This window comes from Agrococcus sp. ARC_14, assembly GCF_022436485.1.
In the GTDB taxonomy this organism is placed as follows: Bacteria; Actinomycetota; Actinomycetes; order Actinomycetales; family Microbacteriaceae; genus Agrococcus.
Map to the genome: position 1 here is coordinate 2,239,285 of NZ_JAKUDO010000001.1, position 16,206 is coordinate 2,255,490.

Genomic DNA, 16,206 nt, shown 5'->3' on the forward strand with positions numbered 1-16,206 from the left:
GTGTCGCAGCCGGCGAAGCCTCAGGGCCCGTCCGCCGTCCACTCCAGCGGAACGTCTGACGCTGGCGTCGTGCTCGGAGGGATGTCGTAGTGGCGGATCAGAAGGTTCACCATATCGTGGAAGGCCGGGATGGCCCCACCGCTGGTCCGGTTCGTCTGCGGGCTGTCGAACAGGGTCAGCACCACGAACTGCGGGTCGTCGACGGGGAAGACGCCGGCGACCGAGATCATCATGCGATTCGGGTCGTAGCCGCTCCCGTCGGCGTAGGCCATCTGGGCCGTGCCGGTCTTCGCCGCGATGCGGTAGCCCTCGATCGGGAACGTCTCGTAGCCGTAGTCGGTGACCACGTGCTCGAGCGTCTCGAGCGTCCGGTTCGCCGTCTGCTCGCTGACGACGCGCTGCCCCTCCGGCAGCTCGGGCGAGGTCACCTCGCCGTCGGCGGAGGTGCATCCGGAGATCAGCTGCACCGGCTCGTGCACGCCGCCGTTCGCCATCGCCTGGTAGGCGGACGCGAGCTGCATCGGCGTGGCGGAGAGACCCTGCCCGAACAGGCTCGTGAGACTCGTCTGCGGATCGAGGTTCGTCGGGTCGTGGAGCACGCCCGCCTGCTCGCCTGCGAACCCGACGGCGCTCTGCTCGCCGAAGCCGAACCGATCGAGGTAGTCGTAGTAGTCGACGCGATCCATCCCCTCCGCCAGGCTCGACATGCCCGAGTTGGAGGAGTTCACGAGGATGCCGGAGGCGGTCCACTGCTCGACCGGATGCGAGTGGGCGTCGCGGACTCGCGCACCGCCCTGCTCGTACACCCAGGGAACGCTCAGCTCCTGTGTGGGCTCGATGAGCCCGAGGTCGAGCATCGCCGCCCAGGAGAAGGTCTTGAAGATCGAGCCGGGCTCGTAGGCCGCCGTGAAGGCGCGCGAGCCGCGATCCTGGCTGTCGGATGCCGTGGGGTCGTTGGGGTCGACGGTGGGCGATTCTGCGATGGCCACGACGGTGCCGTCGGTGCGCATGATGATGCTCGTGCCGCTGCGCGCCCGCAGCTGCGCGGTGTACTGCGCGGTGAGCTGCTGCACCTGGTACTGCACGTCGGCGTCGATCGTGAGCCCGACGGTGCCGCCGTCGACTGCCGGGTCAGTGACGACGGAGCCGGGGATGGGCGTGCCGTCGGCGGATCGGTCGAAGGTCGTCTCGCCGGACTCGGCCGCCAGACACTCCTCCTGGCTCCGCTCGATGCCGGCCAAGGCCTCGGACTGGCCCATGAAGCCGACAAGGTTGCCGGCGACCGAACCGGAGGGGTAGACCCGCTGCGGGTTGAGCCGCAGGTAGACCCACGGGATGCCGAGATCGCGCACCGCCTCATACTGCCGGGCGTCGAGACCGGGCGAGAGCATCATGTAGTCGGACTCGGCGTTGCGCTCGAGCTCTGCGTAGATGCGCGCCTGCAGGTCGTGCGGATCGTCGCCGGTGATCGCGCTGATCTGCACGAGCGCGTCACGAACGCTGAGCGCATCGTCCTCGGCCTCGACGCCGGGGTCGCGCGTGTACTGGGGCGAGATCGTGAGATCCCAGCGGTCGACGCTCTCGGCGAGCACCGTGCCGGTCGAGTCGGTGATCTGGCCGCGCGTGCCGAAGAGCGTCTGCGAGACGCCACGGCGCCCATCCGCCTCTGCGTTGAGGGCCTCGGCCCGCACCACCTGGATGTCGGCGAGCCGCACCACGAAGGTCGCCAGCAGGGCGAAGGTCAGGATCGCAACGATCGTCGTGCGCACTGCGGTGCGGGACCGCCTCCGCTTGACTGCCACGGTCACCTCCGCCTCCCTCTCGCGCGATCGCGAGCCTTCTCGTGTCGGACCTTCACCGCCGGAGCGGTCGCATGCACGGTAGCGGCGGCCCAGCGCTCAGCTGCGTCGCCACGCCCTCACTCGGCCGCAGTCGCCGGCAGCAGCGTGCCGGGCGCGGTCTCGTCGGTCGTCGGGGCGACGCCGGCAGCCGCGGCGGCGGCCGCTGCAGCATCGGCCGCCTCGGCGTCGGCCGCGTCAGCTCCCGAGCCCACCTGGGGCGCCGTCTCGCCCGCTGCCAGCAGCATGCCGGGGTAGGGCTGGACCGCGGCCTCTGCCACGTCGTGCACCACGGCGGCCGTCTGCGGCTGCGTGTTGAGCAGCGCGTTCGGCACGTACATGCCGAACTGGTCGAGCGCCGGCACCTGCATGTGCAGTGCGTCGGGCCCGCCAGCGGTCGCCTCGCCGGAGAGGGTGAGGAACTGCGAGGGCTGCCCGGCGAGCATGCCCAGCTCGTCGGCGGCGATCGAGACGTGCTGCGGCGACGAGAGCACCGCGACATCCTCGGCGAGCGCCTGCTCGCTGCGCGCGAGCGCGCTCGACTCGCCCTGCAGCGCGCTGAGCGTGTAGGCGCCCTCGCTGATCACGACCGAGAGGCCGAGCTGCGCCACCACGATGCCGGCGAGGCCGGCGAGCGCCAGCACGCCGTGCACCAGGCGCGGCGCGCGGCGCACGCTGGGCGCGGGCAGCGCTCTGAGATGCCGATCACGGCTGGGTGCGTGGTCGCGCTGCGGAGCGCGCTCCACGGACTCCATGTGCATGCGGGCGACGGCGGCGTCGGTCATGACTGCTCCCCACTGGACTGCGTGGCACGGATCGATCGGGCACTGCTGTAGACGACGGGTCGGATGCGCTCGGCCGCGCGCAGACGCACGGGCGTGGAGCGCGGGTTGACGGCGCGCTCCGCCTCGTCGGCGCGCTCGGCGCCGCGCACGAGCAGCCGCAGGTGCGGCGCGTGCTCAGGCAGCTCGACAGGCAGGTCGCGCGGGGTCGTCGAGCTGGCGGCCGCCTGCAGGGCACGCTTGACGATGCGGTCCTCGAGCGACTGGTAGGCGAGCACGACGATGCGACCGCCGAGTGCGAGCGCGTCGATCGCGGCGGGCATCGTGCGCTCGAGGATCGCGAGCTCCTGGTTGACCTCGATGCGCAGCGCCTGGAACACGCGCTTGGCCGGGTGCCCCTGGTTGGCGAGGGCGCGAGGCGTTGCGAGCTGCAGGATGTCGACGAGCTGCGCGGAGGTCGCGATGGGTGCCTCGGCACGCGCGGCGACGATCGCGCGGGCGTAGCGGTCGGCGAGCTTCTCGTCGCCGTACACGCGGAACAGCCGTGCGAGCTCGCGGTCGCTGCGCTCGGCGAGGATCGTGGCTGCGGTCACGTCGCCCGCCTGGCCCATGCGCATGTCCAGCGGGGCGTCCTTCGCGTAGGCGAAGCCGCGGTCGGCCGCGTCGAGCTGCAGGCTCGAGACGCCGAGGTCGAGCAGGATGCCGTCGGCGGCATCGACGCCGGCCGCCTCGACGGCGAGATCGATGCGGTCGTAGGTCGTCTGCACGGGGAGGAAGCGCTCGCCGAAGGGGGCGAGTCGCTCCCCCGCGATCCGGATCGCGTCGGGGTCGCGGTCGATGCCCGCGACCACGAGCGTCGGGTGCGCGGCGAGCATGGCCTCGGTGTGGCCGCCCATGCCGAGCGTGCCGTCGACGACGAGCGGCGTGCGGCCGGCGGCAGCAGCCGCCTCGATCGCGGGGGCGAGCAGCTCGAGGGTGCGGTCGAGCATGACCGGGGTGTGCAGAGCGGATGCGTCCATAGGGTTCCCGTGTCCGTCTCGGCTCCTGATCCCCATCCGCGCGACGCGACACCGGGGAAGGTGTGTCGCGGCGCCCAGCTGAGGGTCACGAGCCGAGTCAGAAGATGCCGGGGATCACCTCCTCCGTCGTGCTCGCGAAGTCGGCCTCCTTGGCCGCGTAGTACTCGTTCCAGGCCTCGGTGTCCCAGATCTCGGCGCGGGTGCCGGCGCCGATGACGGTGAGCTCGCGACCAAGCCCCGCGTAGTCGCGCAGGTTCGCGGGGATGGTGACCCGGTGCTGGCTGTCGGGCTGCTCGCTCGAGGCGCCGGAGAGGAAGAGCCGCAGGAAGTCGCGCGCGCCGGCCGAGGTCAGCGGCGCCTGCCGGATCTGCTCGTGCACCTGCTCGAACTCGCGCACCGAGAAGACGTAGATGCAGCGCTCCTGGCCACGGGTGAGGACGAGGCCGCCCTCGAGCTCCTGCCGAAAGCGGGCGGGAAGGATGACGCGGCCCTTGTCGTCGAGCTTGGGCGTATGGGTGCCGAGGAACACGTCGCCCCCTCTCGTCCGGCCTGCGAGATCCACCGACGTCTGCCGATTTCCTCCACAGTACTCCACTTCCAGCCACAGACACTGAGAATCGGCCAAGCATTGCGGCGTGTCCCCAATGTTTCCTAACGCAATCACGGTGGAGGGATTTGGAGCGAGTATGCGGGAGCCAGGGCTCGTGAAGGCGCGGGATTGCCGCTGCGGGATGCGTCAGGGCATGAGAAAGGGCCGACTCGGAGGAGTCGGCCCTGGGTGTGCGGAGGGTGGAGGCGGGTGGAGGGGGTGGGTGGCGAAGGTGGATGGCGAGGTGTCGCTACGCGTGCAGGCGGAGCTGACGCTCGGTGCGGCGAGGTCTCGTGACGTGTGCGGCCTGCGGCCGCGCACTCCTCGACCTTGAGCCCTGCGCGATCACCCGGTGGGTGAGCACTCCGGGCTCAACGCTGGTTGCGGTCGTCCCACTCCTGCGAGAGGCGGTCCATGAGGCTCGGACCCTGCTTCGCCGTCGCGGGGCCGGCGCCGGCCTCGCGCTTGGCGGCAGCCTCGTCGCCCGTGGCTGGGCGCGAGGCAGAGAGCGCCCATAGCGCGCCGACCACGGCGACCGCGAATCCCACGACCCCGATGACGGCGATCTTGAGGCTCACCGCGACCACGATGAGCACCAGGCCGATGACGACGCCGAGCAGCCCGACGGCAACCTTGGTGTAGTTGACCGTGCGCGGGCCGGCCGACGTGTTGACGATGTCAGCCTCGTGCTTGTAGAGATTGCGCTCCATCTCGTCGAGCAGTCGCTGCTCGTTCTCTGAGAGGCCCATGTCGCACCCCTTTCGCTCAACCGGTGCGGAACGACAGTCTACGTGCTCCGGCTGTCAATAGCATGTGTCTTGTGTCAGCACAGCAGCGTTTCGCCCGGGCCGTCGAGGCCTCGATCCAGGAGTATCTCGACGAGCGAGAGCAGTCGCTGGTCGAGATCGCCGAGGACGCGACCGGCCTGCTGCAGCTCGTGCGTCGGATGGTCTCCGGCGGCAAGCGCGTGCGCAGCGCCTTCGTGCTCTGGGGCTGGCACGCGGTGACGGCCGCCGGACCCGACGCATCCCGCACCGCAGGCACCGAGGAGGACCCCGCGTGGGCCGACGTCGTCGGCGTCGCGACGGCGATGGAGCTCTTCCACGCCGCGGCGCTCGTGCACGACGACATCATCGATCAGTCCGACACCCGCAGGGGTCAGCCGTCGATGCACCGGGCACTCGAGGCCATGCATCGGGACGGCGAATGGGTCGGCCTGGCGGGCCAGTGGGGCGAGCACGCCGCCGTGCTGGTCGGCGACCTGCTGCTCAACTGGGCTGACGACCGGATGCTGCGCGCTTGCCGCGGGGCGGCGCACGGTGATGCCGTGCACGATGCCTACCGCCGCATGCGCGAGGAGGTCACCTTCGGGCAGTACCTCGACGTGCTCGAGGAGGCCGCCTGGATCAGGCAGGAGCCGGCAGTGCTGCTCGATCGAGCGCACACGGTCGCGATCTACAAGTCGGCGAAGTACTCGGTCGAGGCGCCGCTGACGCTCGGGGCGCTGCTCGCAGGCGGCTCGGAGTCGCAGCTCGACGCGCTTGCCGGCTACGGCCTGCCGGTGGGCATCGCCTTCCAGATGCGCGACGACCTGCTGGGCGTCTTCGGCGACCCGGAGGTGACGGGCAAGCCGGCGGGCGACGACCTCCGGGAGGGCAAGCGCACCGTGCTGATCGAGATCGCGCGCCAACGACTCTCCTCCGGGGTGCGCACCATGCTCGACGAGCTGCTGGGCGACCGCGAGCTCGACGAGAGGCAGATCGCCATCCTGCAGGACGCCATCCAGCGCTCGGAGGCGCCGCAGCGCCTCGAGGCGCTCATCGACCGCGCGGTCGGCGAGGCGCTCGAGTCGCTGCACGACGGCGAGCTGTCGCGCTCTGCGGTGCTGGAGCTCGAGCGGCTGGCGGACACGGTGGCGAAGCGGGATCGCTGACCACCTGCTGTAGGTCGAGGAGGTCGCGGGCGAAGCCCGCTGCCGTCACGAGACCGAGGCTCAGCCCTGCGTCTGGGCGACTCGGCGCACCTCGGCCTTGCGGTTCTGGCGCAGCGCCTCCATGGGGGTGGTGCCGAGCGCGTCGTCCTCGTTGATCAGCCAGTCGATCGCCTCGTCCTCGGTGAGGCCCAGGTCGAGCAGCACCATGAGCGTGCCGCGCACCTCCGACATCGGCTGGCCGTCGCGCACGCAGACGGCGGGCACCTGCACGGGCCCATTCCTGCGGGTCGCAGGCAGGTGGTGATCCTGGATCAGCCGGTGGATGCGTCCGACGGGCTCCCCGAGGAGGTCGACCAGGTCGGGCACGGTGAGCCACGCGGGGCTCTCGGTCGCTGCGTCGTGCTGCGCGGACTCTGGCTGCAGGGGATCATGCGTCACGCATCCATCATGCCCGACTCTCGCGCTGACGACCCCAGGACCGGCACCCAAGTGCTCCACCGGGCGGCGTGGAGCACCGCGAATCCCCCGCGCAGCGCCTATTCTCGCTCCGTGCCTGTCGACTCCCGCGATCCCGTCATCGGACGGACCATCGACCGTCGATACGAGGTCGGCGAGCGCATCGCGCGCGGCGGGATGGCGAGCGTCTACGAAGGCATCGACCTGCGGCTCGACCGCAAGGTCGCCGTCAAGGTCATGCACCCGCACCTGGGCGACGACCCCGAGTTCCGCGAGCGCTTCATCCAGGAGGCGAAGGCCGCCGCCCGCCTCGCGCACCCGAACGTCGTCAACACCTACGACCAGGGCGAGGACGGCGATCTCGCCTGGCTCGTGATGGAGCTCGTGCCCTCCATCACCCTGCGCGACCTGCTGACCGATCGCGGCCGCATCACGCCGGAGCAGTCGCTCGACGTGCTCGAGGCGGTGCTCGCCGGGCTCGCGGCAGCGCATCGCGCCGGCATCGTGCACCGCGACCTCAAGCCCGAGAACATCCTGCTGGCGCACGACGGCCGCATCAAGATCGGCGACTTCGGGCTCGCGCGCGCCGCGACGGCGAACACCGCGACCGGCAAGGCGCTGCTGGGCACGATCGCCTACCTCTCCCCCGAGCTCGTCACACGCGGCGTCGCCGATGCCCGCAGCGACATCTACGCCGTCGGCATCATGCTCTTCGAGATGCTCACCGGCACGCAGCCCTTCACGGGCGACGAACCGATGCAGATCGCGTTCCAGCACGCGAACGACGACGTTCCGCTGCCCTCGAGCACGGCATCCGGCATCCCGGACGCGCTCGACTCGCTCGTGCACTGGGCGACGCAGCGCGACCCCAACCTGCGGCCGACGGATGCCGGCGAGATGCTCACCGAGCTGCACGCCGTCCGGGAGCGCGGCATCGATGCACCGACGACCGTGCTGCCGTTCCTCACCGAGGACGACCGCTCCACCACGGTCATCGAGCGGCCCAAGAAGCAGCGCCGCCCGATCGTCTCCGAGCCAGAGGTCGTGCAGGACACCGGCGACGGTGCCGCGACCACCGCGCTCTCGCGCCGTGTCACGGTGCGGCGCAGGCGCGGCATCCTCTGGCTCGCGCTCGTGCTCCTCGGCGCGCTGCTCGCGGTGGGCGTCGGCTGGTGGTTCAACCTCGGGCCCGGCGGCCGCGCGAGCGTGCCCGACGTTGCAGGCCAGGAGGAGGCGGCGGCCGTCGCGCTGCTGGCAGACCACGGCCTCGAGATCTCCGGCACGGTCACCGAGTCGAACTATGACACCCCGATGGGGCAGGCGCTGCGCACCGACCCGCCCGCGGGCACCGAGCTCGGCAACGGCGATGCCGTGCAGCTGGTGCTCTCCTCCGGCCGCCTGGATCTGCCGCTGCCCGAGCTCGAGGGCCGCACGGCGGATGAGGCGCGGGCGGCGATCGAGGACGCGGGGTTCACGGTCTCCGAGAGCGAGCCCGACCGAGTGTTCGACGCCGACCGGCCTGCTGACAGCGTGATCGCCGGCCTCCTTGAGGACGGCACCCGCATCAGCGAGCTCGAGACGCTCGAGGAGCGCTCCCCCATCGCGCTGCGGGTCTCGCTCGGCCCGGTGCCCGCGGAAGCGGGCCAGGTGGCCGACGAGGCGCGCGCCGCCCTCGAGCAGGCCGATCTCGAGGTCGACTTCTCCGTCGAGGAGCACTCGGCAGAGGTCGAGCAGGGCAGGCTCATCTCACTCACCTATCCCACCGACCGCTACCTGCGGCCTGGCGACACCGTGACCGGGATCGTCTCGATGGGCCCCGTCATGGTCGATGTGCCGGATGTCGTCGGCCGCCCGATCGACGAGGCGCTGGCGACGCTGCGCGAGGCCGGGCTCGAGCCCGACCTGCAGACGAACATCCCCGAGGCGCTGTGGGGCTCGGGCATCGCGAACATCCTGTCGCAGAGCGTCGAGGCCGGCACCTCCGTCGAAGAGGGCACGTCCGTCGTGATCGACGCGACCTTCTAGCGGCAAGGGCCGGAGCCGATCCGCCCCACGTCCTGCCTACGGGCGAGGCGCGGCGCGCAGCTCCTCGGCGACGAGGAAGGCGAGCTCGAGCGACTGCATGTGGTTCAGGCGCGGATCGCAGAGCGACTCGTAGCGGGTCTCGAGGGCGACCTCGTCGATCTCCTCCGAGCCGCCGAGGCACTCCGTCACGTCGTCGCCGGTGAGCTCGACGTGGATGCCGCCCGCGAAGGTGCCGACCGCACGGTGCGCCTCGAAGAAGCCGCGCACCTCGTCGACCACGTCGTCGAAGCGACGCGACTTGTAGCCGTTCTTCGTCGTGATGCCGTTGCCGTGCATGGGGTCGGTCACCCACAGCGGCGTCGACTCGAGCGACTTGGACGCCTCGAGCAGGCCCGGCAGCACGTCGCGGATGCGGCCTGCGCCCATGCGGGTGATGAAGGTCAGCCTGCCCGGCTCGCGCTCGGGGTCGAGCTTGTCGATCAGCGCCTCCATGTCGGCGGGCGTCGTCGAAGGGCCGAGCTTCACGCCGATCGGGTTGCGCACCCGCGAGAAGAAGTCGACGTGCGCGCCCTCGAGCTCACGCGTGCGCTCGCCGATCCACTGGAAGTGGCTGGAGGTGTTGTAGGCGAGGCCGGTGCGGGAGTCGATGCGGGTCATGGGCCGCTCGTAGTCCAGCAGCAGGCCCTCGTGGCCGGTGAAGAACTCGACGCCCTTGAGCTCGTCGAAGTTCGCGCCGGCCGCCTCCATGAAGCGCACGGCACGGTCGATCTCACCGGCGAGCGCCTCGTAGCGGGCGAACGACGGGTTCTGCCCGAAGCCCTTGTTCCAGGAGTGCACCTGGCGCAGGTCGGCGAAGCCACCCTGCGTGAACGCGCGCACGAGATTCAGGGTCGACGCGGCCATGTGGTAGCCGCGCAGGATGCGCTGCGGGTCTGCCGCGCGCGACTCGGGCGTGAAGTCGTAGCCGTTCACGATGTCGCCGCGGTAGGCGGGCAGCGTCAGGTCACCGCGCGTCTCGGTGTCGCTCGAGCGCGGCTTGGCGAACTGCCCCGCCATGCGGCCCATCTTGATGACGGGCATCGCGGCGCCGTAGGTGAGCACGACCGCCATCTGCAGGATCGTCTTGACGCGGCCCTTGATGTTGTCGGCAGTCGCGCCCGCGAAGGTCTCTGCGCAGTCGCCACCCTGGAGCAGGAAGGCCTCGCCGCGCGCTGCGGCCGCAAGCCGGTCGCGCAGCTGATCGACCTCGCCGGCGAAGACCAGCGGAGGGGCGCTGCGCAGCTCGCGGCGCACCTGCTCGATCGCGGCCTCGTCCTGCCAGGCCGGCTGCTGCTTGACGGGCAGCGATCGATACGCGTCGAGGCCCTGCTCGATGGAGCTGCGCTCCATGAACTCGGGAATCGCGATCGTATCCGTCATGCCTGCCTCAATGCTCGAGCGGCGCCGTGTGCGCCGCAGTCCAGCCTACCGGGGTCGCCGGGCTCAGCGACGAGGAGCGAGCGCCTTGCGCTCCGCCTCGACGCGCGCCTTCACGCTCGAGGCGTAGACGTCGACGTACTCCTGATCGGAGATGCGGTTCAGGGTGACCATGATCTCGTCGGTGATCGAGCGGAGCACGAAGCGGTCGCCATCGAGGTTGTAGTAGCGGGAGAAGTCGAGCGGCTCGCCGAAGATGATGCCGATGCGGCCGACCTTCGGCATCCGGCGCCCGATCGGCATGACCTTCTCGGTGTCGACCATGACGCACGGGATGACGGGCACGCGGGCGTCGAGCACCATGCGGGCGACGCCGGTCCTGCCCCGGTAGAGCTTGCCGTCGGGGCTGCGGGTGCCCTCCGGGTAGATGCCGATGAGGCCGCCGTCCTGCAGCTTCTGGAGCGCGGCGTCGAGGCTCTGCGAGCTCTTCTCGCCGCCAGAGCGATCCATCGGCAGCTGGCCGACCGCCAGGAAGAACCAGCGCATGAGCCTGCCCTTGATGCCGGTGCCGTTGAAGTAGTCGGACTTCGCGAGGAAGTAGACCCGCCGGTCGATCACGAGCGGCATGAGGAAGGAGTCGATGACCGAGAGGTGGTTGCCCGCGATGATCGCGCCCCCGTGCTCCGGGAGGTTGTCGAGACCGGCGACCCATGGGCGGAACACCCGCGTCATGTAAGGGCCGACGACCCAATGTCGCATCAGCCAGTAGATCATCGCCACCTCCTCTGGCCACGAGCCTAGGGCAGTCGGATGCTCCCTACAGACATGCGCGGCGCTGAGGGATCCTCGCTCCCCGCGCCCATAGAATGAGCGCAACGCACGAAAGCCGAAGGAGTCCCAGTGCCTGAGCTCACCGCCCCAGAGGGTGTCACCCCACCCGTCGTCGCGCCTGACCCAGAGGCGAACATCACGGACCTCCTCGAGGACACCGTGCGCGAGCACCCTGACATCGCGCTGTTCTCCGTGCCGGAGGGCGATGGCTGGCGCGACATCTCTGCCACCGAGTTCCGGCGTCAGGTGATCGCCCTCGCGAAGGGCTTCGTCGCCGCGGGCGTGCAGCCCGGCGACAGCGTCGGCTTCCTGTGCAAGGTGCGCTACGAGTTCTCGCTCGTCGACTTCGCGCTCTTCTACGCGGGCGCGCACATGGTGCCGGTCTACGAGACCTCCGCTCCATCGCAGATCCAGTGGATCCTCTCCGACGGCGGTGCCACCCGCGTGATCCTCGAAGATGCCGACCTGGTCTCCCGCTTCGACGAGGCCCACGGCGACCTGCCCGCGATCACCGACGTGTGGCGCATCGACCGCGGCGACCTCCAGAAGCTCGTCGAGCAGGGCACCGACGTGCAGGACGAGGAGATCGCGCGCCGTCGTTCGCTGGCACAGGGCAAGGACCTGGCCACCCTCATCTACACCTCAGGCTCGACCGGCCGCCCCAAGGGGACGATGCTGACGCACTCGAACTTCGTCGAGCTGTGCCGCAACGCCAAGGTCGCGATGGCCGAGGTCGTGGCGCCGGGCGCCTCGACCCTGCTGTTCGTCACGCAGGCGCACGTGTTCGCCCGCTTCATCTCGGTGCTCGCCGTCGCGGCCGCCGTGCGTGTCGGCCACCAGTCCGACACGAAGCAGCTGCTGCCGTCGATGGGCTCGTTCAAGCCCACCTTCTTCCTCGCCGTGCCGCGGGTGTTCGAGAAGGTCTACAACGCCAGCGAGCAGAAGGCAGAGGCCGGCGGCAAGGGCAAGATCTTCCGCATGGCCGCACAGGCGGCTGTCGCGCACTCGAAGGCGCTCGACGCCGGGCACGTGCCGCTGGGCCTGAAGCTGCGCTTCGCTGCTCTCGACGCGCTGGTGCTGAAGAAGCTGCGCGTGGCGCTCGGCGGCAACGTCGCGTACGCCGTCTCGGGCTCGGCCCCGCTCTCGACGTTCCTGGCGCACTTCTACCGCTCGCTCGGCATCCGCATCCTGGAGGGCTACGGCCTCACCGAGACGACGGCACCGCTGACGGTGGGGTTGCCCGACAAGTTCAAGATCGGCACGGTCGGGCCCGCGATGCCTGGCAACGGCGTGAAGATCGCTGAGGACGGCGAGGTGCTCGGCAAGGGCGTCGCCGTGTTCGCCGGCTACTGGAACAACGAGCAGGCCACCAAGGAGGCGTTCACCGAGGACGGCTGGTTCCGCACCGGCGACATCGGCCAGCTCGACGCGGACGGCTACCTGACCATCACCGGCCGCAAGAAGGAGCTCATCGTCACCGCCGGCGGCAAGAACGTCGCGCCCAACACGCTCGAGGACCCCATCCGTTCCAACACCATCATCGGTCAGCCGGTGGTGGTCGGCGACCAGCGCAAGTTCATCGCCGCGCTCATCACGCTCGATGCCGAGATGCTCGCGACCTGGCTGAAGAACAACGGGCACGACGCCTCGATGTCGCTCGAGCAGGCCGCGGCATACCCGCCGGTGATCGACGAGGTGCGCTCGGCCATCCAGCGCGCCAACAAGCAGGTCTCGCGCGCCGAGTCGGTGCGCAAGTTCGCGATCCTGCCGCTGGAGTTCATCGAGGCGAACGGTCACCTGACGCCCAAGATGTCGATCAAGCGCCACAACATCCTGCACGACTTCGCGTCGCAGATCGAGGACATCTACGCCTCGAACTCGACGGCCCACGACGTCGGCGAGTGACCCGCTAGCACGTCACGAGCGGCCTGCCGCTGCTGTGGAGGAGTGGGCCGGAACCGAAGGCGACTCCTTCGCGTCGAGACCGTCAGTTGACAGCGATCCCAGGTACTGGGCGATCCGTCGGGCGGCAGGGAGTCGGCCAGCAGCCTGCTCCAAGTGCTCGACATCCGCGTTGTAGTTGGTGTTCGTGTTGATGTCGTAGACGACCTGGCGGCCATCCACAGACTCTATGAACTCGATTCCGGCAAGCGGCACGCCAAGAGCGGAGAGGAGTGCAGCCAGTTCGACCACGATTGGGGACTCCGCGGTGATGTCTTCCCGACGCTGGAACTGCGGCGAAGCGCCCCGCAGCTCGGCATCGTCATCGCCGGGCACGTCGCAGACTGCCGCCGCGATGCCACGGGGAAGCACTGCACAGCCCTGGGCAGGGCAGAGCTCGAAGGAGCCATCGGAGACATCGACCTTCACCGCGTAGTGGAACACGCCTCCGATGAACTCCGCTCGCGTGATCCATGGCTCCGCTGGCTGTACGTGCTCCTGAATCAGGGTGATGCCGTCGATCGGCTCATTGACGCCGCCCGGTGCGAACTCCGCTGCCGCCGCTTCGAAGGCAGCGTGCGAGTCGAAGCGACGCACTCCCAGACCTTTGCCGCCCTGGTTGTGCTTCGTGATGAACGGCGGCGAGAAATCCGAGGCCGCATCGACGAGCGCGCGACCGCCGAAGACCGCGACCGTGCGCGGTACGTCAAAGCCGCGGCGCTCCAGCTCGCGATGCTGGCGAACCTTCGAGACCTCCACCTCATAGACGGCTGAGCCGTTGACGACCGTGCGTCCGGCAGACTCCAGCCACACGAGCACCGCGCGCCCGTACTCTTTGACATGAGGATCGGTGCGCGTGTGCGACGAGGCTGAGAGCCGCGACCAGAAGATGCCTTCTGGAGGGGCGGCCGAGAGGTCGAGAACTCGATCGGGAAGCAGCCACTCCTCGAACTCCACACCCTCCGCCTCGAACGCGGCGGCAAGCGGCGGAATCCACTCCGGATTGTCGTGGATGATGATTACCCTGGGTCGACTATGACCCACGTTGCCGCGCTCGTGCATGCCGCTACCGTGTCGCTGTCTCGAACAGGCTGGCAGCGATCGGCTCCACATCGAGGCGCAGCACGTCGTTGAACTTGTTGAAGAACGTGCAGGTGGTGATGCGCATGGTGAGCTCGAGCACCTGCTTGTGGTCGAACTGCGCGCCCAGTTGGGCGAACAGCTCGTCATCGACTCGATTTGCATCGCGCGTCACCTGCTCGGAGTAGGCGATCACGGTGCGGTCGATCTCGTCGAAGGTGCCGAGCTCGCGCCACGTTCCGTCGCTGACGGCATCGACCTGTTCGATCGTGAGGCCTGAGTCCACGGCCTGAGGCGTGTGGTGCACGACGCAGTACTCGCAGGCGTTGCGTGAACTGACCGTGAGCACCGCAAGCTCGAGATACCGCTTCGGCACCACGCTGTGGTGGTAGTAGGCCAGCAGCAGATCTGTCACGGCCCGCAGCAGGGGCGGGTGGTGTGCGAGTGTCTCGGCCTGGTGGATGAACTTGTCAAGGCCCGCTTCGTGGAACTCGTCGTAGATCGCGCGAACCTCATCGGTCGCCTCGTCGTAGCTGATGTAGGGCAGTCGTGCCATGGTCGTCCTCTCTCCGCTGCAGGGGGTCAATGAACGTTCTCGGGGATCCAGGTGGGGTCGGGGTTGACGTAGTCAGCGATGGTGATCTCGTTCTGGATGAGACCAGCATCGAAGAACGTGTCGGCAAGGTCTTGCTGCGCCTGAACGGCAGCATCGTCCATGGCCAGCACGCCATATTCGCGACGCGCGTTGGCGGTCTCGAGCGGAGCAGGATCAAGCCCCAACGCGTCGGCGAGGATCGCAGCCGCCTCGTCGGGGTTCTCATTGGCCCATTGGTTGGACTCCTGCAGCTCCTCCAAGATGATCGACAGCACCTCCGGCTTCGTCTCCATGAATGCTTCGGTCGCGAAGTAGAAGGTGCGATTGTCAGTCAGACCCTCCGCGTCGAGCACGGTCGTCGTCTCCATCTGCTCCTGAATGATCGCAAGGAAGGGGTCCCAGGTTCCGAAGACGTCGAACTCTCCCTGCTGGAACGCTGCCATGCCGTCGGCTGCGTTCGCGTAGTAGACGATCTCGAGGTCAGCGGCGCTCAGCCCAGCCTGCTCAAGCGCACGGAGCAACAAGTAATGCATGTTGCCGCCTTCGACGACGCCCACCGTCGTGCCTTCGAGGTCCGTGACCTCTTCGATTCCTGAGTCAACCTGCGAGACAAGTGCCACACCGTTCGGATAGGGGTTTTCAGAAGCGGCGTACTCGATCGGCCTGCCGTTCGCCGCTGAGAAGATTGCGTTGGCATCCGAGGAGTGTCCGAAATCGATGTTTCCCGTGTTCAGCGCTTCGAGCACGAGGGTGCCGATCGCCAGCTCCTCCCAGACCACGTCGTACCCTTCGGCTTCGAGACGTTCATCGAGGGTCCCCTGTGCCATGAGCAGCGCGACAGTGTTTCCAGGCTGGTAACCGATGACGACCTCGCCGCCTTCGGCATCGCCTTCCGCTGCCTCGCCCGGGGCGCCGCAGCCGGCAAGCGTGAGGACTGCTGCGGCAGCGGCCGCCGCGAAGGTCTTCCTGAAGCGATTCATGGGTGGGTCCTTTCGGGTTCGTTCAAGATGGCGTTCAGCAGCGTGTTCTCGTACCTCAGGAAGCCGGTGTCGCGTCGCCGGGGCCGCGGAAGGTCGATCGCAAGGTCGAGCGTGATCCCGCCATCTGCCAGGACGATGACACGGTCAGCGAACGAGACGGCCTCGCCCACGTCGTGAGTCACCAGCAGCGAGGTGAACCCGCGCTGCTGCCACAGGTCCTCGATGAGGTTCTGCATCTCCATGCGGGTGAGGGCATCCAGCGCTCCGAGCGGCTCGTCGAAGAGGATGACGTCGGGCGACGTTGCAAGAGCCCGAGCGAGCGCCACACGTTGACGCTGACCGCCGGAGAGGCTGGCGGGCCATTGGTCGAGCTTTCCAGAGAGGCCGACCGCGGCGAGGCTCTCCACGGCTGATTCCTGATCGGTCGCGGTGATCGTGACGTTCTGCACGACCGACCTCCAGGGCAGGAGCCGATCGTCCTGAAACATGATGCGCAGGTGCTCGTGCGGTCGCGTGACCTGCTCACCGTCAAGGAGGATCTGGCCTCCACTGGCCTCCTCCAGGCCGGCTACGGAGCGAAGGAGGGTGCTCTTGCCGCAGCCGCTCTTGCCGACGAGAGCGACGAACTGCCCAGCGGGGATATCGAGATGCAAATCCCGAAGAACGCTGTGCTCGCCGAAGCTCTTGGAGTAGTGGTCCACTGTGATCTGCATGCTCACGA

15 protein-coding genes are annotated in these 16,206 nt (G+C 68.9%); 3 read left to right on the top strand and 12 right to left on the bottom strand.

The annotated features are described in order from the left end of the window. Positions 1-20 precede the first annotated feature (20 nt). From MKD51_RS11100 to MKD51_RS11120, 5 genes are all read right to left on the bottom strand, one after another. A complete protein-coding gene (locus MKD51_RS11100; protein ID WP_240240367.1) occupies positions 21-1,808 on the bottom strand; it encodes a penicillin-binding protein 2 in 1,788 nt (595 codons plus the stop codon). Positions 1,809-1,918: 110 nt separating this feature from the next. After that, entirely contained in the window at positions 1,919-2,623 is a 705-nt protein-coding gene (locus MKD51_RS11105; RefSeq protein ID WP_240240368.1) for a hypothetical protein, read from the bottom strand. Beyond that, positions 2,620-3,639, bottom strand: coding sequence for a 16S rRNA (cytosine(1402)-N(4))-methyltransferase RsmH (gene rsmH / locus MKD51_RS11110; RefSeq protein WP_240240369.1), 1,020 nt, complete (start codon positions 3,637-3,639; stop codon positions 2,620-2,622). The genes MKD51_RS11105 and rsmH overlap by 4 nt, the downstream gene beginning before the upstream one ends. A gap of 97 nt (positions 3,640-3,736) precedes the next feature. Further along, positions 3,737-4,168, bottom strand: coding sequence for a division/cell wall cluster transcriptional repressor MraZ (gene mraZ, locus MKD51_RS11115; RefSeq protein WP_240240370.1), 432 nt, complete (start codon positions 4,166-4,168; stop codon positions 3,737-3,739). 431 nt (positions 4,169-4,599) lie between these two features. Then, complete coding sequence (locus MKD51_RS11120; RefSeq protein ID WP_240240371.1) at positions 4,600-4,977, bottom strand: DUF3040 domain-containing protein; 378 nt, start codon at positions 4,975-4,977, stop codon at positions 4,600-4,602. Positions 4,978-5,048: 71 nt separating this feature from the next. On the opposite strand from MKD51_RS11120, the gene MKD51_RS11125 reads away from it, so the two are divergent. Then, complete coding sequence (locus MKD51_RS11125; protein WP_240240372.1) at positions 5,049-6,161, top strand: polyprenyl synthetase family protein; 1,113 nt, start codon at positions 5,049-5,051, stop codon at positions 6,159-6,161. A gap of 60 nt (positions 6,162-6,221) precedes the next feature. Here the strand turns inward: MKD51_RS11125 and MKD51_RS11130 are convergent, their stop codons facing one another. Beyond that, positions 6,222-6,584, bottom strand: a complete 363-nt coding sequence (locus MKD51_RS11130) for an Rv2175c family DNA-binding protein (protein WP_240240934.1) — start codon at positions 6,582-6,584, stop codon at positions 6,222-6,224. Between the two features lie 126 nt (positions 6,585-6,710). Here MKD51_RS11130 and pknB point away from each other — a divergent pair, with 126 nt between their 5' ends. Beyond that, positions 6,711-8,642 (top strand): Stk1 family PASTA domain-containing Ser/Thr kinase, encoded by a 1,932-nt coding sequence (pknB, locus tag MKD51_RS11135; RefSeq protein WP_240240373.1) that lies wholly within the window; start codon positions 6,711-6,713, stop codon positions 8,640-8,642. A gap of 36 nt (positions 8,643-8,678) precedes the next feature. On the opposite strand, the gene MKD51_RS11140 is transcribed toward pknB, so the two are convergent. Beyond that, positions 8,679-10,061, bottom strand: a complete 1,383-nt coding sequence (locus MKD51_RS11140; protein WP_240240374.1) for a 3-deoxy-7-phosphoheptulonate synthase class II — start codon at positions 10,059-10,061, stop codon at positions 8,679-8,681. 63 nt (positions 10,062-10,124) lie between these two features. Next, on the bottom strand, positions 10,125-10,832 hold the full coding sequence (locus MKD51_RS11145; protein WP_240240375.1) for a lysophospholipid acyltransferase family protein: 708 nt from the start codon (positions 10,830-10,832) through the stop codon (positions 10,125-10,127). Between the two features lie 126 nt (positions 10,833-10,958). Between MKD51_RS11145 and MKD51_RS11150 the strand changes: the two genes are divergently transcribed. Beyond that, positions 10,959-12,794, top strand: a complete 1,836-nt coding sequence (locus MKD51_RS11150; RefSeq protein WP_240240376.1) for an AMP-dependent synthetase/ligase — start codon at positions 10,959-10,961, stop codon at positions 12,792-12,794. Positions 12,795-12,806: 12 nt separating this feature from the next. On the opposite strand, the gene MKD51_RS11155 is transcribed toward MKD51_RS11150, so the two are convergent. The 4 genes from MKD51_RS11155 to MKD51_RS11170 are packed head-to-tail and all read right to left on the bottom strand — an operon-like array spanning position 12,807 to position 16,198. Next, positions 12,807-13,892, bottom strand: coding sequence for an alpha-L-glutamate ligase (locus MKD51_RS11155; RefSeq protein ID WP_240240377.1), 1,086 nt, complete (start codon positions 13,890-13,892; stop codon positions 12,807-12,809). A 4-nt stretch (positions 13,893-13,896) separates the two neighbouring features. After that, a complete protein-coding gene (locus tag MKD51_RS11160) occupies positions 13,897-14,466 on the bottom strand; it encodes a carboxymuconolactone decarboxylase family protein (RefSeq protein WP_240240378.1) in 570 nt (189 codons plus the stop codon). A 26-nt stretch (positions 14,467-14,492) separates the two neighbouring features. After that, positions 14,493-15,485, bottom strand: a complete 993-nt coding sequence (locus MKD51_RS11165) for an aliphatic sulfonate ABC transporter substrate-binding protein (RefSeq protein ID WP_240240379.1) — start codon at positions 15,483-15,485, stop codon at positions 14,493-14,495. Then, positions 15,482-16,198 (bottom strand): ABC transporter ATP-binding protein, encoded by a 717-nt coding sequence (locus MKD51_RS11170; RefSeq protein WP_240240380.1) that lies wholly within the window; start codon positions 16,196-16,198, stop codon positions 15,482-15,484. Before MKD51_RS11170 ends, MKD51_RS11165 begins: the two co-directional genes overlap by 4 nt. Between the last annotated feature and the right edge of the window lie 8 nt (positions 16,199-16,206).